Origin of the sequence: Shewanella sp. ISTPL2 (assembly GCF_013283205.1) — a bacterium.
In the GTDB taxonomy this organism is placed as follows: domain Bacteria; phylum Pseudomonadota; class Gammaproteobacteria; order Enterobacterales; family Shewanellaceae; genus Shewanella; species Shewanella oncorhynchi.
Genome location: NZ_JAAPAV010000001.1, coordinates 3,329,921 through 3,346,739 on the forward strand (window position 1 = coordinate 3,329,921; position 16,819 = coordinate 3,346,739).

Annotated in this window: 11 protein-coding genes, 1 rRNA gene and 1 riboswitch; of the genes, 5 read left to right on the top strand and 7 right to left on the bottom strand. The window is 46.8% G+C overall.

Going from position 1 to position 16,819, the window contains the following annotated elements; genetic code table 11:
• Window positions 1-75: 75 nt before the first annotated feature.
• The 3 genes from rrf to fusA all read left to right on the top strand — a co-directional run bounded on the left by rrf (window position 76) and on the right by fusA (window position 4,893).
• A 5S ribosomal RNA gene (gene rrf / locus HUB64_RS14570) occupies window positions 76-197 on the top strand.
• A gap of 707 nt (window positions 198-904) precedes the next feature.
• Complete coding sequence (locus HUB64_RS14575) at window positions 905-2,359, top strand: diguanylate cyclase (protein ID WP_173497270.1); 1,455 nt, start codon at window positions 905-907, stop codon at window positions 2,357-2,359.
• A 440-nt stretch (window positions 2,360-2,799) separates the two neighbouring features.
• Window positions 2,800-4,893, top strand: coding sequence for an elongation factor G (fusA, locus tag HUB64_RS14580; protein WP_105251504.1), 2,094 nt, complete (start codon window positions 2,800-2,802; stop codon window positions 4,891-4,893).
• Window positions 4,894-5,069: 176 nt separating this feature from the next.
• Here fusA and HUB64_RS14585 read toward each other — a convergent pair whose 3' ends face one another.
• Window positions 5,070-5,957, bottom strand: coding sequence for a LysR family transcriptional regulator (locus HUB64_RS14585; RefSeq protein ID WP_105251505.1), 888 nt, complete (start codon window positions 5,955-5,957; stop codon window positions 5,070-5,072).
• Between the two features lie 93 nt (window positions 5,958-6,050).
• Here HUB64_RS14585 and HUB64_RS14590 point away from each other — a divergent pair, with 93 nt between their 5' ends.
• A complete protein-coding gene (locus HUB64_RS14590; protein WP_081729124.1) occupies window positions 6,051-6,203 on the top strand; it encodes a hypothetical protein in 153 nt (50 codons plus the stop codon).
• A gap of 267 nt (window positions 6,204-6,470) precedes the next feature.
• Here the strand turns inward: HUB64_RS14590 and napB are convergent, their stop codons facing one another.
• From napB to HUB64_RS14620, 6 genes are all read right to left on the bottom strand, one after another.
• Entirely contained in the window at window positions 6,471-6,902 is a 432-nt protein-coding gene (gene napB / locus HUB64_RS14595; protein WP_113939717.1) for a nitrate reductase cytochrome c-type subunit NapB, read from the bottom strand.
• Window positions 6,899-9,394, bottom strand: a complete 2,496-nt coding sequence (napA, locus tag HUB64_RS14600) for a nitrate reductase catalytic subunit NapA (protein ID WP_173497271.1) — start codon at window positions 9,392-9,394, stop codon at window positions 6,899-6,901. The genes napB and napA overlap by 4 nt, the downstream gene beginning before the upstream one ends.
• Window positions 9,391-9,660 carry a chaperone NapD gene (locus HUB64_RS14605; RefSeq protein WP_071940060.1) on the bottom strand — a complete coding sequence of 90 codons (270 nt, stop codon included), beginning with the start codon at window positions 9,658-9,660 and terminating at the stop codon, window positions 9,391-9,393. The genes napA and HUB64_RS14605 overlap by 4 nt, the downstream gene beginning before the upstream one ends.
• A gap of 438 nt (window positions 9,661-10,098) precedes the next feature.
• A complete protein-coding gene (locus HUB64_RS14610; protein WP_173246746.1) occupies window positions 10,099-11,313 on the bottom strand; it encodes a lipocalin-like domain-containing protein in 1,215 nt (404 codons plus the stop codon).
• Window positions 11,313-13,922: an ABC transporter permease gene (locus HUB64_RS14615; protein WP_173497272.1), complete on the bottom strand. Its 2,610-nt coding sequence runs from the start codon at window positions 13,920-13,922 to the stop codon at window positions 11,313-11,315. The genes HUB64_RS14610 and HUB64_RS14615 overlap by 1 nt, the downstream gene beginning before the upstream one ends.
• A complete protein-coding gene (locus tag HUB64_RS14620; protein WP_173246740.1) occupies window positions 13,912-14,586 on the bottom strand; it encodes an ABC transporter ATP-binding protein in 675 nt (224 codons plus the stop codon). Before HUB64_RS14620 ends, HUB64_RS14615 begins: the two co-directional genes overlap by 11 nt.
• 447 nt (window positions 14,587-15,033) lie before the next feature.
• Window positions 15,034-15,163: riboswitch (glycine riboswitch) on the top strand.
• Window positions 15,164-15,413: 250 nt separating this feature from the next.
• On the opposite strand from HUB64_RS14620, the gene HUB64_RS14625 reads away from it, so the two are divergent.
• Window positions 15,414-16,772, top strand: coding sequence for a sodium:alanine symporter family protein (locus HUB64_RS14625; RefSeq protein ID WP_105251512.1), 1,359 nt, complete (start codon window positions 15,414-15,416; stop codon window positions 16,770-16,772).
• The last annotated feature ends 47 nt before the right edge of the window (window positions 16,773-16,819 follow it).

Sequence of the window (16,819 nt, forward strand, 5' to 3'; positions counted from 1 at the left end):
ATCTGTCCTTGGTGCATTGCCGATGGTGGTGCAGCTAAAATGTTCGGAATTGAGTTTGTCTCTTTGATGCCGGCAATTATCGATCCTAGCAATCCACAAGAGATAGANCCTGATCCCATCCCGAACTCAGAAGTGAAACGCAAACGCGCCGATGGTAGTGTGGGGTCTCCCCATGTGAGAGTAGGTCATCGCCAAGCGCCTAATTATCTCATTGAGATGTAACCAAGCCAGCTGAATAAGCTGGCTTTTTTGCGTCTGTAATTTGTGAAATCCAGCCTAGTGTCTATTCAATTAGTCAGTTTTCCTCCTATTTTTCTCTCGATAATCCCTTTTTTACCTTCCACGATACGAATAATTTGCACCATTTGGCTTTATATCAATTCTATTAATATCCGCGACAACTGTTCTATCAGATTCAGTTCCGGAGAATAAGGCTGCAGTTTTATCTCAGATTATAAAATCTTCTGCCATCTTTATTTGATGCCCCCGCACAGTCCATCATGATCGCGGTATAGCGGCCAAAGAACGTAGCTGTAGAAGTTAAGGCGAGGTGCAGCTGCATATAATCGCGGTTTGCAAAAGGCGCTGTGATGGCTTTGGATGGCGAGTAAGGGGGGTTATTTAGGATAGTCCTGCTGATGAAGCAAGCGATAAATATTGGCTTTTTTAAATGTGATACCAAACTCAGATTGAGTGAATTTAGGACTGAGTGAACTTAGCAACGTTCTTTCCCATCAACTGATCACCTTATGAAGATAAGTTTTGCTGATGTACGAAGGCGTTAAGACACAATGGACAAACGAGCGTTTCGTATAAGCAATGATGGGAATTGGTATTGTGTGGTTTTCACGTATACACTTTTTTACATTCCCCATCTAGCATCAGCTTTTAGGTTGAAATTTCAATGGAATTGCGTGGCTTATTGAGGTTAGTGTCGCTATTGCTGTGTATGCCATTACTGGTGAATGCGGATCGTTTCCTGGTGTCTAGTACTAAACTTGCGGATCAAGATGTTAGCGTCAAGTCTGCTGTGATAGTCCGTTATTGCGTTGATCCTGATTGGCTGCCCTATGAAGGAATACGAGAAGGTAAGCATCTGGGGATTTCATCGGACTATATTCGTCATGTTGAGTCACATTCTTCCCTTAAGTTTCAGCTAGTGCCGACATCTTCTTGGATCGAAACTTTATCTTTTTTACAAAGTGGTCAGTGCGATTTAACCCCTATGTTGAATAAAACGCTAATCCGCGAGACTTATCTGCACTTCAGTGATGTCTATTTCCGCTCACCAAATGTGCTTGTTTCACTTAAAGAACAGCCTTTTCTGCAAGGATTGGAGAATATCAATACGCGTATTTTAGCCGTGCCCAAAGGTTATCGTTTAGCCGAGTATATTCAGCATTATTATCCTCAGATAGAGATGCTTACTGTTGCCAGTGAACCTGCGGGATTGCAGTCGGTTCTGGATAAACGTGCAGATCTGTTTGTTGGATCAATGTTTTCGGTTAACGCTTACATTCAACAAATGGGATTTGATCATTTAAAAATTGCGGGTTGGGGCGGGCCGGAAGATGAGTTACGGATGGGGGTCGCTTATGGTCAAGAGTCCTTGCTACCTCTGATAAATAAAGCCTTAAACACTGTGAGTGAGCAAGAGCGGATCACGATTTATCAGAAGTGGAATAATGTGACTGTGATAGATGAGACTAACTATTCGCTTGTGTATCAAATTATCTGCGCGACGTGTCTGTTGCTCCTAATGTTGGGGGCGAGAACTTACTTTATGAGTCAATATAATCGAAGATTAACCGATAAGAATAAGCAGTTGGAAACTTTACGCGAACAGCTTGAAGCGTCAAATGCCGAACTCGAATTTTTATCTACCCACGACCCCTTAACTAAATTGTATAACCGACATTACTTTAATCGCTTTTTTATTAATAACGAGCAGCATGATAGATCTGTTGGGGCAGGCATGTGCCTTGTAATGATTGATATCGACTACTTTAAAGAGATTAATGATACGCTAGGGCATAACGTCGGCGATCGCATTCTTGAGCAAGTGTCACAGGTATTACAGCACTGTGTGCGTGATTCTGATGTGGTCGCACGTTGGGGTGGCGAAGAATTTTTAATCCTCTGCCAACAGTCATCATTGCCATTAGTTGAAAGCTTGTGTGTGCGGATTGCGCAGAGGATTAACAATTATCAATTTACTGACAATGTTCACTTAACTTGTAGTTTTGGTATCGCTAAGCTCGCAGAAAACGAACCTATACAATTGTGTTTTGAGCGGGCAGATCGAGCCCTTTATCGTGCTAAAGCACAAGGGCGTAATCAAATGTGCATCGACACGTAAGGGGTTACTCAAGACTGATTTGTGGTTATTTGGGTAAAAGACTGCGATTGAAGTGAGTCGCGGATGTCATCTCTATTTTGGAGATAGGTATAACATGATTGTTCTAGCATCCATGCTTGCAGGTTAATGTTTGATGTTTGTACTGACGATATGATAGAAATCCCTTGAAAATCGCCTTATCCCATTAAAATGAGGTTTATTTAACGGTTTTTATTGATTGAGTGAAAAATAAGCTAAAGTGTTTTACTTATCTGTTTTAGTTCGTGTTTATGGCTATTTACCTAAATTATTACGCGACTTTATCGTGAAAAAGTACTCTAGCCATTTGCGCCGAGCAGGGTTCCAATTTACAATATGCGCCTAAAATAATCTGATGTGCGGTGTGTCGGTGTTTGTCGCATACTCCGTCTACTTCTTAAACTACTCATTAAAGTTGAATCATGACCGAATTATCCAAATACAGAAACATTGGTATCTTCGCTCACGTTGACGCGGGTAAAACCACGACCACCGAGCGTATCCTTAAGCTAACCGGTAAAATCCATAAAATCGGTGAAGTTCACGATGGTGAATCTACCACTGACTTCATGGTACAGGAAGCTGAGCGCGGTATTACTATTCAGTCCGCTGCTGTAAGTTGCTTCTGGAAAGATCACCGTTTCAACGTTATCGACACCCCAGGACACGTTGACTTCACCGTTGAAGTTTATCGTTCTCTGAAAGTGCTTGATGGCGGTATCGGTGTATTCTGTGGTTCAGGCGGTGTTGAGCCTCAATCAGAAACTAACTGGCGCTATGCGAACGAATCTGAAGTTGCGCGTATTATCTTCGTAAACAAGTTAGACCGTATGGGTGCTGACTTCTTACGCGTTGTTAAGCAAACTAAAGACGTATTAGCTGCAACTCCACTGGTTATGGTTCTGCCAATCGGTGTTGAAGACGAATTCACTGGTGTTGTTGACCTATTAACTCGTAAAGCATACGTGTGGGATGATTCTGGTATTCCAGAAAACTTCGAAGTATTAGACGTTCCTGCTGATATGGTTGACATGGTTGAAGAATACCGTGAAATGCTGATCGAAACTGCAGTAGAACAAGACGATGCAGTGATGGAAGCGTACATGGAAGGCGAAGAGCCATCTATCGAAGACATCAAGCGTTGTATTCGTACTGGTACTCGCAAACTGGCATTCTTCCCAACATACTGTGGTTCTGCGTTCAAGAACAAAGGTATGCAACTGGTTCTTGATGCTGTTGTTGATTATTTACCAGCACCAGACGAAGTTGATCCACAACCATTGACTGACGAAGAAGGCAACGAAACTGGCGAATTCGCTATCGTTTCTGCTGATGAGCCATTAAAAGCGTTAGCGTTCAAAATCATGGATGACCGTTTCGGTGCCCTGACTTTCGTACGTATCTACTCAGGCCGTCTGAAGAAGGGTGATACCATCCTGAACAGCGCGACTGGCAAAACTGAACGTATCGGCCGTATGTGTGAAATGTACGCTGACGACCGTATTGAAATTGAATCAGCTCAAGCTGGCGACATTATCGCTATCGTGGGTATGAAGAACGTTCAAACTGGTCACACTTTATGTGACGTGAAACACCCAGTTACCTTAGAAGCTATGGTGTTCCCAGAGCCAGTTATCTCTATCGCAGTAGCGCCAAAAGATAAAGGCGGTTCTGAGAAAATGGGTATCGCTATCGGTAAGATGATCGCTGAAGATCCATCATTCCGCGTAGAAACTGACGAAGATTCAGGTGAAACCATCCTTAAAGGTATGGGCGAACTTCACTTAGATATCAAAGTAGACATTCTGAAGCGTACTTATGGTGTTGAATTGATCGTAGGTGAGCCACAAGTTGCTTACCGTGAAACCATTACTCAAATGGTTGAAGATCAATACACTCACAAGAAACAATCTGGTGGTTCTGGTCAATTCGGTAAGATCGAATATATCATCCGCCCAGGTGAGCCAAACACTGGTTTCGTGTTCAAATCTTCAGTTGTTGGTGGTAGCGTTCCGAAGGAATTCTGGCCAGCAGTTGAGAAAGGTTTCGCGAGCATGATGAACACAGGTACTATCGCTGGCTTCCCAGTGTTAGACGTTGAGTTCGAATTAACTGACGGTGCATTCCACGCAGTTGACTCATCAGCAATCGCGTTCGAAATCGCTGCTAAAGGCGCTTTCCGTCAGTCTATCGCTAAAGCTAAACCACAACTTCTTGAGCCAATCATGAAAGTTGACGTGTTCAGCCCAGATGACAACGTGGGTGATGTGATCGGTGACTTAAACCGTCGTCGCGGCATGATCAAAGACCAAGTTGCTGGTGTAACAGGTGTTCGCGTTAAAGCTGACGTACCGTTATCAGAAATGTTCGGTTATATCGGTACTTTACGTACAATGACTTCTGGTCGTGGTCAGTTCTCTATGGAGTTCTCACACTACAGCCAATGTCCAGCTAGCGTAGCTGAGAAAGTTGTTGCTCAAGTTAAAGAACGTAAAGCTGCTGAAGCTAAGAAGTAATTCTTAACTTATTTGGGCTAATATTTAGTTAGCAAATAAAAACCGCTGTCGGCCTCTAGGCTCGCAGCGGTTTTTTTATGGGTGAGACCCAACTGTAATTACCCGCTATGGCTGACGAAGTTTCGTATCCCGTTGTTTAAAATAATGTGATTGGTATTAGTTCTTGCTTTATCTTCTCAGCGTTCAGTTTTTTGTTTACTCAATTCGAGCAAGGCCTTGGCTGCCGGTGTTAAAGGTAAACTTTGGCGCCAAATAAGCGCCAGATCCCATGTCATTGCGGGCTGCATAGGTTTAAAGACCAGTTTACTGGTGCTTAATCGATTGCAGATAGGCTCAGGTAAAATAGCGACGCCCATATCGGCTTCGACCATGGCGGCAAGGAAATCCCACTGGCCGCTGCGAAAGGCAATATTGAGTTGAACACCTGCTTTGCGACTGAGGCGATTAATCAGTTTAGCGAGGGAGAAGTCTTCGTTATAGAGGATAAAAGGATAGGGCTGGAAGTCCTGCCATTTTAAGTGGTCTTTCTCGGCTAAGGGGTGTCCTTCAGGCAGGCATGCGAGTAAAGGGTACTTAGTCAGGGGTTGGTTGACGAGTTCTGTCTCATGGGTCGTGGGTAGCGCGGTAAAGGCGATATCGAGACTGTTATTGAGCAATGCTTGTTCGCAGCCGAATCCACCGTACTCATACATGTGTAGTTCAACTCCCGGATAACGCTTACGATAGCTAGTGAGCAAACCAATAATAAGACTGCTCATCATAGGACATACACCCAGTCGCAACCGCCCCGATTTAAGACCGCTAAGGTTACTCATGTCCTCCTGCAGCCTATGCCATTGGCCGAGGATTTCCCGTGCACTGTGCTCAAAGAGCTGACCAGCTTGAGTTAACTCAACCTTTTGGTTATTCCGGATCAGCAAGGTTTCACCAAGGCTTTCTTCAAGTCTCTGGATTATTTTGCTTAGTGTCGGCTGGGTGATAAAACATTTCTGCGCGGCGCGGGTAAAGTTTTCAGTTTCCACTAAGGTCAGAAAACACTGTAAGGTCTTGATTGGGATGTTCATGCTCAAATGGAATCCATATTATGGAATTTATTCATTTTACTAATGATAGCCTAAGTATTACTTTGACCTTGTTAACAAAACAGGGGAATACCGATGAAATCAAGTTCAAGTCTGTGGGTAGGTGCTTTGTGGCAGGCGGCTATGCCTGTGGCAAAAGATGTGCAAAACGCTAAAGCGGCGCAAGTAACTAAAACGGCTCCAGCGGGTGATTTGCATAAAGCAAAACAACAAGTAAACCCAGCCTAGGCTGGGTTTTTACTTTTCTGTGTTTTAGATTCTGCTCTTATTTTTATTTCCCTCGATTCTCACTCTGCCTTTTTAACTTCTGCTCAATCCTTCCTCGGCGAAAGTACTGTTCAGCAACGGATGCTCAACCAGCGATAGACGTTTAGTCTTATATTTACTTGAATGCTCATTACTGGCTCTAAGCCAACTCATTAGGATTGGATGCTTAAATAGCAAAAAAGCCACCCTCATAAACTCGGATGGCTTTGCTCTGCAGGGGATGGAGATTTACTTGCCGGAGAATTGATTCTCGACGAGTGGTTGCTTGTTTTCGGCCTGAGCGACGTGGCATTGAGTACAGGCATAGTTATGTCCGTTGACTGTGCCTTTATCATCAATCACGTGGGACTTAGCTACTGGCGTGGCTTTCATGCGTTTTGCCTTGTCCCAACTATGGCAGCTTAAACAGCCATTTTTATCTAAGGTGATCTTGTAATCGTCTTTATGTGGGATGAGCGGTGGTTGCTCGCTAAAACTGCGCTCAATGGCGGTGCCGCGACTGGGATAAATCGCCATGGCATCGGCTGGGCGAATGTCGGTGATCGCCATGTTTCCTGCGAGGGATTGAATATTAACTGGTGCTACGTTGGTGTCGGTTTGCTGGCCTGAACAGCCGGTAATGGCGACGAGTAACGCAGTTAAGGTGAGTATTTTTCTCATTGGTTATTCTCCGCCTTGAAGACTTTCACTGGGCATTTTTTAAAGTCAGTTTCTTTTGACAGGGGATCGGTCGCATCCAATATCAGTTTGTTGACTAACTGGCGCGCATCGAAGAAAGGCATAAATACTACGCCGCGTGGCGGTTTGTTACGGCCTTTGGTTTCAACTCGGGTTTTCACTTCACCGCGCGGTGAGGCCACTATGACTTCGTCACCACGTTGTACGCCGCGAGCTTTCGCATCTTCTGGATGCATGAAAATCTGCGCGTCGGGGTAGGCACGGTAAAGCTCTGGTACGCGTGCGGTCATCGAGCCTGTGTGCCAATGTTCCAGCACGCGGCCAGTCGACATCCACAAATCGTATTCTTCATTCGGCTCTTCGGCGGCGGGTTCATAGGGCAGGGCGAAAATCACCGCTTTGCCATCTGGCTTGCCATAGAATTTAAAGCCTTCACCCGCTTTGACATAAGGATCGCTCCCCTCAACGAAACGGCGCAGCGTTTCTTTGCCATTAACGACTGGCCAGCGTAGGCCGCGGGTTTCGTGGTAACGGTCAAAGTCGGCTAAATCATGGCCATGGCCACGACCGAAAGCTGCATATTCTTCGAAAATCCCTTTTTGCAGGTAGAAACCGAAGTGTTCGCTCTCATCGTTTAATTCGGCTTTGCAATCGGAAGTTGGGAACTTGTCGATCACGCCATTGGCAAATAGCACTTCATATAAGGTTTTATCCGCGTATTCCGGTTGTTTGGCTATCAGTTCGGCTGGCCAGACTTCGGAGACTTTGAATCGTTTCGAAAATTCGACTAGTTGCCACAGATCTGAGGTTGCGCCTTCTGGAGCTTTTACTTGCTGATGCCACATATGAGTACGGCGCTCGGCATTGCCGTAAGCTCCTTCTTTTTCAACCCACATTGCCGTTGGCAAAATTAAATCTGCCGCCATGGCTGTGATAGTTGGATAGGGATCTGAAACCACGATAAAGTTTTCTGGGTTACGAAAGCCAGGGTAAATCTCATCGTTGATGTTAGGGCCTGCCTGCATATTATTGGTACACATGGTCCAGTAACAGTTGAGCTTGCCATCTTTGAGCATACGGCTTTGGAGTACGGCATGGTAGCCAGGTTTGGCGGGAATTGTCCCTTCAGGCACTTGCCATAGCTTTTCGGTAATGGAGCGGTGCTTGTCGTTAGTGACTTCCATATCGGCGGGTAAACGATGGGCGAAAGTACCGACTTCACGTGCAGTCCCACAAGCCGAAGGTTGACCTGTTAACGAGAATGGACTGTTACCTGGAGTGGCAATTTTGCCCGTGAGTAAGTGGATGTTGTAGAGCATGTTGTTTGCCCACACACCGCGAACGTGTTGGTTTATCCCCATGGTCCACAGACTCATGACTTTAACGTTAGGGTCGGCATAGGCTTTGGCTAAAATCTCCAGCTTCTCAGGCTCGACGCCACTCATCTTGGCGGCATATTCCAGCGTATAAGTGCTGACAAACTTGGCATACTCGTCAAAGCTAATGGGCGTGGATTTACCATTGCCTGGATTTTTAGCCTTTTTCTCTAATGGATGGTCTGGACGCAGGCCATAGCCGATATCATCTACCCCAAGGGCAAACTTAGTGTGTTTGGTAACAAAGTCGGTATTAACGGCTTTATTTTCAATAATGTAATTGGCGATATAGTTGAGGATCACTAAGTCCGACTGTGGGCGGAACACCATAGGGTTATCGGCTAAATCGAAGCTGCGGTTCTCAAAGGTCGACAGCACATGCACTCGGCACGTTGGACTGCTTAAACGTCTATCGGATATTCGTGCCCACAGAATTGGGTGCATCTCCGCCATGTTTGCGCCCCAGAGCACAAACTGATCGGCGGCTTCTAAATCGTCATAACAACCCATGGGCTCATCGATACCGAAGGTGCGCATAAAGCCGCCTACGGCTGAGGCCATGCAGTGGCGCGCATTGGGATCTATGTTGTTGGTAAGGAAACCTGCTTTATGAAGTTTAGAGGCGGCATAACCTTCCCAAATAGTCCATTGGCCGGAGCCAAACATACCCACTGACGTCGGACCTTTGGTGGCGAGACTGTGTTTCCATTTCGCGGCCATAGTATCGAAGGCCACATCCCAGCTGACTGGGGTGAACTCACCTTCTTTATGGTATTTGCCGTCTTTCATCCGCAGCAATGGCGTGGTTAATCTGTCCTTGCCGTACATGATTTTTGATAGGAAATAACCTTTAATACAGTTAAGGCCACGGTTGACTGGACTTTCAGGATCGCCCTTAGTGGCGACCACTTTGCCCGCTTGGGTGCCCACTAATACGCTACACCCCACACCGCAGAAACGGCAGGGAGCTTTATCCCACTTGATACTGTCAGCTTGTTCGGCGGCTTCGACCATCTTAATGGGAAGTGTGACGCCAACGGCCGTCGCAGCGGCAACCGCTGCGTTGGCCTTGAGAAACTCGCGGCGGCTTATGCTCATAATATTTCCTCACTCTCTTGTACTAAGGGTTCTACTTGGTGGTAAATCAAGCTGGCAGATAACACGCCGGACAGGGCATTGATGGCTTCAATATTGTCAAGAATCGCTCTTTGGCTACTCCCTTCTAGGGTAACGACCAATTTTCCTTCGGGTGTAATTGCATGAATATCAGTACCCACTAATGCGCGGATATTGGCTTCAACCTGCTGTAAGGTTTTAGGCGTGGCATGCACCACAAGGCTGGTGACGTGGTATTCCTGACTCATATTGGATGACCTGTAGTAGCGTAAACTCGGTTACTTAAGATTAAAAAGGAGGGTAACCGAGTGCTGATACTGGCGAGTCTAGACCTGATAAAAAATGTGGGTATACCTCACAAGAGGTATTGAAAGCGATAGTCGATCCGGATCAAAGTTTTGCGAGTGATCTAACTCCCAGTTTGATATTTAAGCGGTTAGCACTGTCCTCACTAGGACATAGTGAGGAGTACATTTATGGAGAATACTATTGTGTATATCTGGAACCTGTGAACATTAACGGAAGCACAAGTGTGTAGATAGGAATCCTATACTTTTTACCAGTTACAGGTGTTTATAAAATTTCTGGGTAAGAGCAATAGCTGACGTGCATGCTTGCGAAATCCTGCGATAGAACATATTTAGGAACAATTAGTTATATTCACATTGTTTAGTATATATAAGACGTTAATAGCCCGTTAGCTCCATATAACCCGTACCTGTATGGCTGCCAGAGAGTTGCACTGGGCCTTCCCAGTAGGGCGTTGATAATGGCATAGCGCTATTGGCATTGAGCGGGGTGATAGTGAGATCGATATTTTCGCTGGGGATTTTTACTTGCCAGCTAACGGGATAGTCGCCATTGACTGTGTGTTGCCATTTAAGAGGCGTCATCTGAATGTCATTGGGATTGTCAGTGGAATTGATGTTGCGCCCTGTACCATCGGCAAACATTCTTCTGGCGCTATAAAATGCCGAGATAGGCGCATTCTTTGTGTTCTCTGCTGGCGACTGATCCCGTAGCTGAAACAACATCAGCGTCGAGTCATCGTTTAACCTGAGCGCGAACCAATCCCAGCCCTGTTGCGTTTTAGTGAGAAATTGCGAGCTCCATTCCCTGTCGAGCCAACCTTGGCCTGTGACTTGCTCCACTTTGCCATTGCGGTTGATTTCACCTGAAATTTCAATAAAGGGCTGGCTGTAATAGTAAGAGGCTACTTGGCCATCGTGACTTTTAAGGCTATAGCCGTTAACGCCTTGGTATTGCAGTGGTGCTTGGCTATTCAGCTTAAGTCGGTAGCTAAAATCAGGATTCTCCACCGTTAAGGTGGCGGGAAAGAGTGCATTGGTTTCGCTCTGCCAGTGCCAGTTATCGAGGCGGATTTGATAAGGATCTAATTTCACCTCGGCAAACTTGCTATGGCGGCGTGACCACTTTTCGTGGGCCAAGTGAGCATTACTCGAGGTTAATGCACTGTGGGCTAAATAAAGCTGCTGAGTCTCCCAAGTGGATTCACTTTTAGCTATCACATCTGTTCCTTGCGGAACTGTTGTTTGTGGAGCGATTGTTTGCAGAGTTGTTTCTTGCGGAGCAGGGGGTTTAAGGGCGACTCTAAACTGCGTCCACTGGGCGCCGAGTTGCTCACCTTTTTCTGTGGTCAAATTCGCGGTTAGATACCACCATTCTTGGCGAAAACTGTTATGTGCTAAGTGATCCCGCGGAAATTCAAATTTATAGCCGGGAACAACAGGCGTAAAAGCTAAATCATCTTGATTAGTAGAGGTTTTCCCCACCACATTGGCCATGGATTTGGACTGAGTGTTTTGCGTCGATGGCGTTTTATCGCAGCCGCCGATCAGCATTAACCCAACCACTGCCCATACAATACTGAGTGTTTTCATCACAGTGTCTCCTGCTGCAGACTGGCGACCAGTGGTTTACGGGTTTGCCAATACAGCGGTAAGAGTACGGCTAAGGTGCAGGTGGTTAAGGCAATCAGTATTGCATGGCCATAGGCTTGCCAATCCCAAATCATTTTTATCGTCCAGCCAAAGGCTTGCAAGGTGATCTTATTAATAAGCAGGTAACCTAACAGCGCGCCCGTTGGCATAGCGAGCAGGCAAGTGATCAGTACCACAATCAGCATTTGCATAAACACCATACCGCGCAGAGCATTACGACTGACGCCGAGGGAATACAGCCGTGCCAGTGGCGCTTGCCTTGCCTGAGTCAACATTAAGCAGGCACTAAAGAGGCCAATCGCGGCGACAATCAAGGTTAAACTATTCAACACTAAGGTAATGGAAAAAGTGCGTTTAAACATAGCGATAGCTTGGGTTTTAATCTTAGTTTGGCTGTAGATTTGTGCTTGGGATAAACCTAGCTCAGTCGCCAGTTGGACTTGTAGTTGATCGAGTTCTGCTTCACTTATCCTACTGCCTTGCTCTTTACCGTGAAAACTTGCGGCTAAACTGACTGGCAGTACAGGTAACTGGGCCCGTTGCCAAAGTGGCTGGCTGATAATGACCTCGTTTCGGGTATTGCCGTGGTCATAATAAATGCCGCCGATAATGGCTTTGCTGTTACCTGTTTTCTCGAGCACATCCAATGACACAGTATCACCAAGCTGTAATTGGTATTTGATGGCAAGAGGTTCGCTCACCAATACAACGGGTGCATTAAAGTAGGATTGCCACAATGTGGGCAGGCTTTCCTTAAGCGCACTGGTGTGCCGAGTCGAAAATTCATCGCGGCTGAGTAGGCTCACCGGAATCGTCTGCTCGCTCGGATTATCCGTCGAAACTGGCAGTGAAAGCTGGGCTTCAATCTGCCACTGCTGATAAAGACCGCTGACTCTAGGATCGTGCATCAATTGGGTTTGAATCGTGTCGATATGCTGGCTCGGTGGGCGGATATAGAGATCGGCATGCAAGCGGGTTTCTAGCCAAGTCCGCAGGGTTTGCTCGAAGCTTCCAACGAGGGTGTTCATCGACACATTGGCACTGAGCGCCAGTAAGATCGCCATCATTGCAAGGGAAAGCGGTGCAATAAGCTCACGGGTTTCGGCGAGCAGATATTGCCATAATCCGGGACGTGCCAAGGGCATTAACGCACTGACGCCCCAATGCAATAATTGCGGCAACAATAAGGGAATAGCGATAGCGACGATACCGAGCAACACTAAGCTGATGTTATAGTTTTGGCTGAAGGGAAACAGCAATGCCGCTAAGGTCAATAAGCCACAGGCTAAGGCAAATTGAATGCTATGGGTTTTGCGGTGTGCCTGCATTTGCTGATAACGATTCGCCCCTTGTGCCAATGCTTGGCGCGTAAGATCTAAATACAAGGGCAAGCAAGCGGCGAGCGCGGCAATTAAAGTGAGGGCAATTGCCTCAAAAAGCCAAGTCCATTGCCAAATACCGGGGAGTAAGTGGGCGCCATACATTTGCTCTAAGGTCATGGCGACCATAGGTTGCAGCCAGTGGCTGAGTTGCAAACCACTGATAAAGCCCAGACTTGAACCTATGACAACTAACAAAATTAATTCGAACATCAGTGCCGTCATCAAGGCGCGGCGCTCAATTCCCTGTTGTAATAACTGTACTAACAATTTTTGCCGCTTCATTAGGCTGTAGCGCACACCGTTATAGGCGATAAAGAGGCCGACAACGAAGGCTAACATGCTCATGGCATTAAGATTAAGGTGAAAACTGCGGGTCAGCGCTATCAGCGCTTGGCCTTGATCTTGCTGGCTAAAGCTGGCCTTTTGCGGCGTAATCCCTAAAGCGTCGAGTTGGGATTTTAGTTTAGGTAGGTTTTCTCGCTCACTGAACATGGCGATATAGCTCAATCTGCCTTGCATGTTTAGTAATCGCTGGGCGAGGGACATATCGGCCAAGATGGCGCTTCCTAGACCAAAACTGTCATCAATTGCAATGACATCTAAGGTGCTATTTTCTAAAACAAGTTTACCGTCGGGCGCCACTTTGGCAGCTAGGCTGCGGCTCATGATTACTGTGGCTGCGCCGCTGAGGAGATCGGCAAGCGGTAAGTCATTCATCTGTGGCGAGGTAGCTGATAGTGTGTCGGTCGAGGCGTTACTTCTCGATTTTTGTAGTGTTAATGCAGCGATCAAATCGCTGCCTTCCAGTTGCCAGAACTGACCGTTTTTACCGGAGATTTTGCCACTCACGACGGCGAGACTCTGACTTAATCCGGCTCGTCTCAAGGCGAAATAGACAGATTCATCTAAAGTGTTTTGTCCAAGGGGCGGCGTGAGTAGCACATCGGCGCGTTGGCTCAAAAGCTCTGTCGCCTCGCTATAGCTGCGCACGGCATTGTCGTTGGTTGCCTTGACTCCAATGAGCAGAGTCACAGCTAAGGCGATACCGAGCAGAATGGCACCTGCTTGTATGGGCGCATGGCGATAATGGGCGATAAAAACCTTTAGGCTGAGCCACGTCAGCCTAAGCCCCGAGGGAGTCGCCTTAGTGAGCAGTTTATTGTTCATAGATAGCGACTGCACCTTGGGATAAATGCCAACGTTTTTGCATAAAGGCGGCGCATTCTTCGCTGTGGGTGACCATCAAGATACTGGTTTGGCTTTCCCGTGCCAGTTCACACAGTAGTGCCATCACTTGTTTGCCTGACACATCATCTAAGTTACCCGTAGGTTCGTCGGCCAGTAGCAAGGTCGGTTTATGGGCTAAGGCGCGGGCGATGGCGACACGCTGTTGTTGACCGCCTGACAGGGCTTCAACTTGCCGATGAAGTAGTGGCATCAGCCCAAGTTTTTCAACCAGATAGTCACACCAAGGCGACCATGGCTGCGCGGTTAAACTTAAGGAGAAGGCGATATTGTCTTTCACGTTGAGTGGCGTGAGTAAGTTAAATTGCTGAAACACGACACCTAAGGAATTACGTCTGAAACGGCTCCAATCTTTGTCTTGCCAAGTGGAGGTGGACGCTTGTTCTAGCAAGATTTCACCCGAGTCTGGCGTTTCAAAGCCGGCGATCAGGTTGAGTAAGGTGCTTTTGCCGCTGCCGCTGGGACCTGTAAGCGCCACGGTTTCACCTCTGTGGATCTGTAGATTAACCGCTTGCAGTACTTGATGATATTGCTCACCATCGCGAAAGCCTTTGGTGACTTGGTTAAGCTTAGCGACGTCGGCCATTGAGCAACTCCTTTATATCCATTGGCGGCGGGTGTGGTAAGCCGTGTTTCAAACTGCGGCGGCAACTTACTTAGTGGCCGCAATTTAGCATTGCCATTCTATGTTCAAGATAAAGCATTTTCTATTCAGATAGATACTGATTTTTCTTGTAATAGGATCATCTACTGAGTAACAAAACATAAATCGTCATTTGGTGTAAAAATAGTCAACTGGATTAAATCCTCCGCGAACTGTGAGCAAACGGCTTGAGCTGACGCCGCATTTGTTGCATTCTGTGCGTCCTGTTAGCTTGGGAGTAAATCTCAATCTAGCAATCCGTTCGGATGAAGGTAGCAGGAGAGTGGGGAATTGACCCCACACCGACGAGGCAACTTTGGTTTTACAGAAGCGAGTCTTCTTATAAAAACAAAGCACTCTTTCAGGTGCCGATAGGCGTGGACTGTTACTGGACGAGCCTCTGGAGAGACTACCAGTTGCACTCATTGTGCAATCAGGTGGCGCCGAAGGCGAAAGTGTCGTGGTGTTATTGTATAACCTGTGACGCGAAACGCTCAGGCAAAAGGACAGAGGAGAGGATGACTGCACAGTCCCTGTCGTTTGTCGTCGTGGGCTATTTTTACTCTTTTGCTTGAGATGGAGCACTTTTACTCTTATTGAAAGCACTCGTGTAGAGCTCTCGCTTGCTACGCTTTTAGCGTTCAGCTTAGGCGATTCTCGGCCGAGATTAGGTCAAAATAGCTCGCTATAGCGTCCGACTGCGGCGCGTCACAGCCATTTCTTTTCCTCCTCCGTTTATTAATTTTGTTGTTTAATATTCGAGGAATATCATGAGTTTTCAAGCTTTACTTGCCAGTATTAATGGCATCGTCTGGGGCCCAATTACCCTTTGTTTGCTGGTGGGTACAGGGGTTTACCTCACTGTGCGCCTCAAGCTTATCCAAGTATTTCGTCTGCCGATGGCGATGGGATTGTTGTTTAAACCCGCCAAAGGTCATGGGGATTTATCTTCCTTTGCCGCGCTTTGTACTGCGCTGTCCGCCACTATCGGTACCGGTAATATTGTTGGCGTGGCGACGGCAATAAAAATGGGTGGCCCTGGGGCGTTATTTTGGATGTGGCTGGCGGCATTTTTCGGCATGGCGACTAAATATGCTGAATGTATGTTGGCGGTAAAGTACCGTACCACCGATGCTCGTGGGCAGATTGCGGGTGGCCCTATGTATTATATCGAGCGCGGCCTTGGTCTGCCTTGGATGGCGAAATTGTTCGCTCTTTTTGGGGTTGGTGTGGCCTTTTTCGGTATCGGTACTTTTGCACAGGTTAACGCCATCAGCGATGCACTGACGATTGCCTTTGAGGTGCCGACTTGGTTGACCGCGACTGTGTTGACTGTGTTAGTTGCCGCCGTCACTTTGGGTGGGGTTAAGCGCATTTCAAATGTGGCGCAAAAACTTGTGCCTGCGATGTCGATTGGTTATGTGCTGGCCTGCGTGTGGATCTTAGTCGGTTTCTCCGAGCAGATTTTACCCGCCTTAGCTTTAGTGATTGAATCTGCCTTTACGCCACTCTCAGCTGCGGGGGGCTTTTTAGGGGCGACAGTCGCGCAGGCGATTCAAATCGGTATTGCCCGCGGTGTGTTCTCGAACGAATCTGGATTAGGTAGTGCACCCATTGCCGCCGCTGCCGCTAAGACCAATGAACCCGTTGAGCAAGGTCTCGTCAGTATGACGGGTACTTTCTTCGATACTATTATCATTTGCACTATGACGGGGTTAGTGCTGATCATCACTGGGGTATGGAGTGGTGAGACGGCAGGTGCTGCGATGACGAGTGCTGCTTTTGCTCTGGGAGGCTCAGCGCTTGTGGGTCAGTATTTGGTGACGATTGCGCTAGTGTGTTTTGCGTTTACAACGATTTTGGGCTGGCATTATTATGGTGAACGCTGTTGGTATTACTTAGTCGGTGAGCGCGGATTACGCATGTATCAAGTGGTGTTTTTGGTACTGATTGCGGGTGGTGCTTTTATCAAACTGGATGTGATTTGGTTGTTGGCCGATACGGTTAATGGTTTGATGGCTATCCCTAACTTGATCGCCATTGTGGGCTTGAGGCATATCATTATCGCCGAAACCCAAAGCTATTTTGCTCGTATCTTACCTAATCAAACCTTAGAGACGGCTTATTAGTGTTTTTAAAACAATAAATTACTTCACATTATTTTAACTTTGACATT

Bases quoted from the DNA above. Each gene is read 5' to 3' on its own strand.
- HUB64_RS14615 (WP_173497272.1), bottom strand. From the start codon at position 13,922: ATGAACAATAAACTGCTCACTAAGGCGACTCCCTCGGGGCTTAGGCTG.
- HUB64_RS14575 (WP_173497270.1), top strand. From the start codon at position 905: ATGGAATTGCGTGGCTTATTGAGGTTAGTGTCGCTATTGCTGTGTATG.
- HUB64_RS14620 (WP_173246740.1), bottom strand. From the start codon at position 14,586: ATGGCCGACGTCGCTAAGCTTAACCAAGTCACCAAAGGCTTTCGCGAT.
- HUB64_RS14585 (WP_105251505.1), bottom strand. From the start codon at position 5,957: ATGAACATCCCAATCAAGACCTTACAGTGTTTTCTGACCTTAGTGGAA.
- napA (WP_173497271.1), bottom strand. From the start codon at position 9,394: ATGAGCATAAGCCGCCGCGAGTTTCTCAAGGCCAACGCAGCGGTTGCC.
- HUB64_RS14605 (WP_071940060.1), bottom strand. From the start codon at position 9,660: ATGAGTCAGGAATACCACGTCACCAGCCTTGTGGTGCATGCCACGCCT.
- HUB64_RS14625 (WP_105251512.1), top strand. From the start codon at position 15,414: ATGAGTTTTCAAGCTTTACTTGCCAGTATTAATGGCATCGTCTGGGGC.
- HUB64_RS14610 (WP_173246746.1), bottom strand. From the start codon at position 11,313: ATGAAAACACTCAGTATTGTATGGGCAGTGGTTGGGTTAATGCTGATC.
- HUB64_RS14590 (WP_081729124.1), top strand. From the start codon at position 6,051: ATGAAATCAAGTTCAAGTCTGTGGGTAGGTGCTTTGTGGCAGGCGGCT.
- napB (WP_113939717.1), bottom strand. From the start codon at position 6,902: ATGAGAAAAATACTCACCTTAACTGCGTTACTCGTCGCCATTACCGGC.
- fusA (WP_105251504.1), top strand. From the start codon at position 2,800: ATGACCGAATTATCCAAATACAGAAACATTGGTATCTTCGCTCACGTT.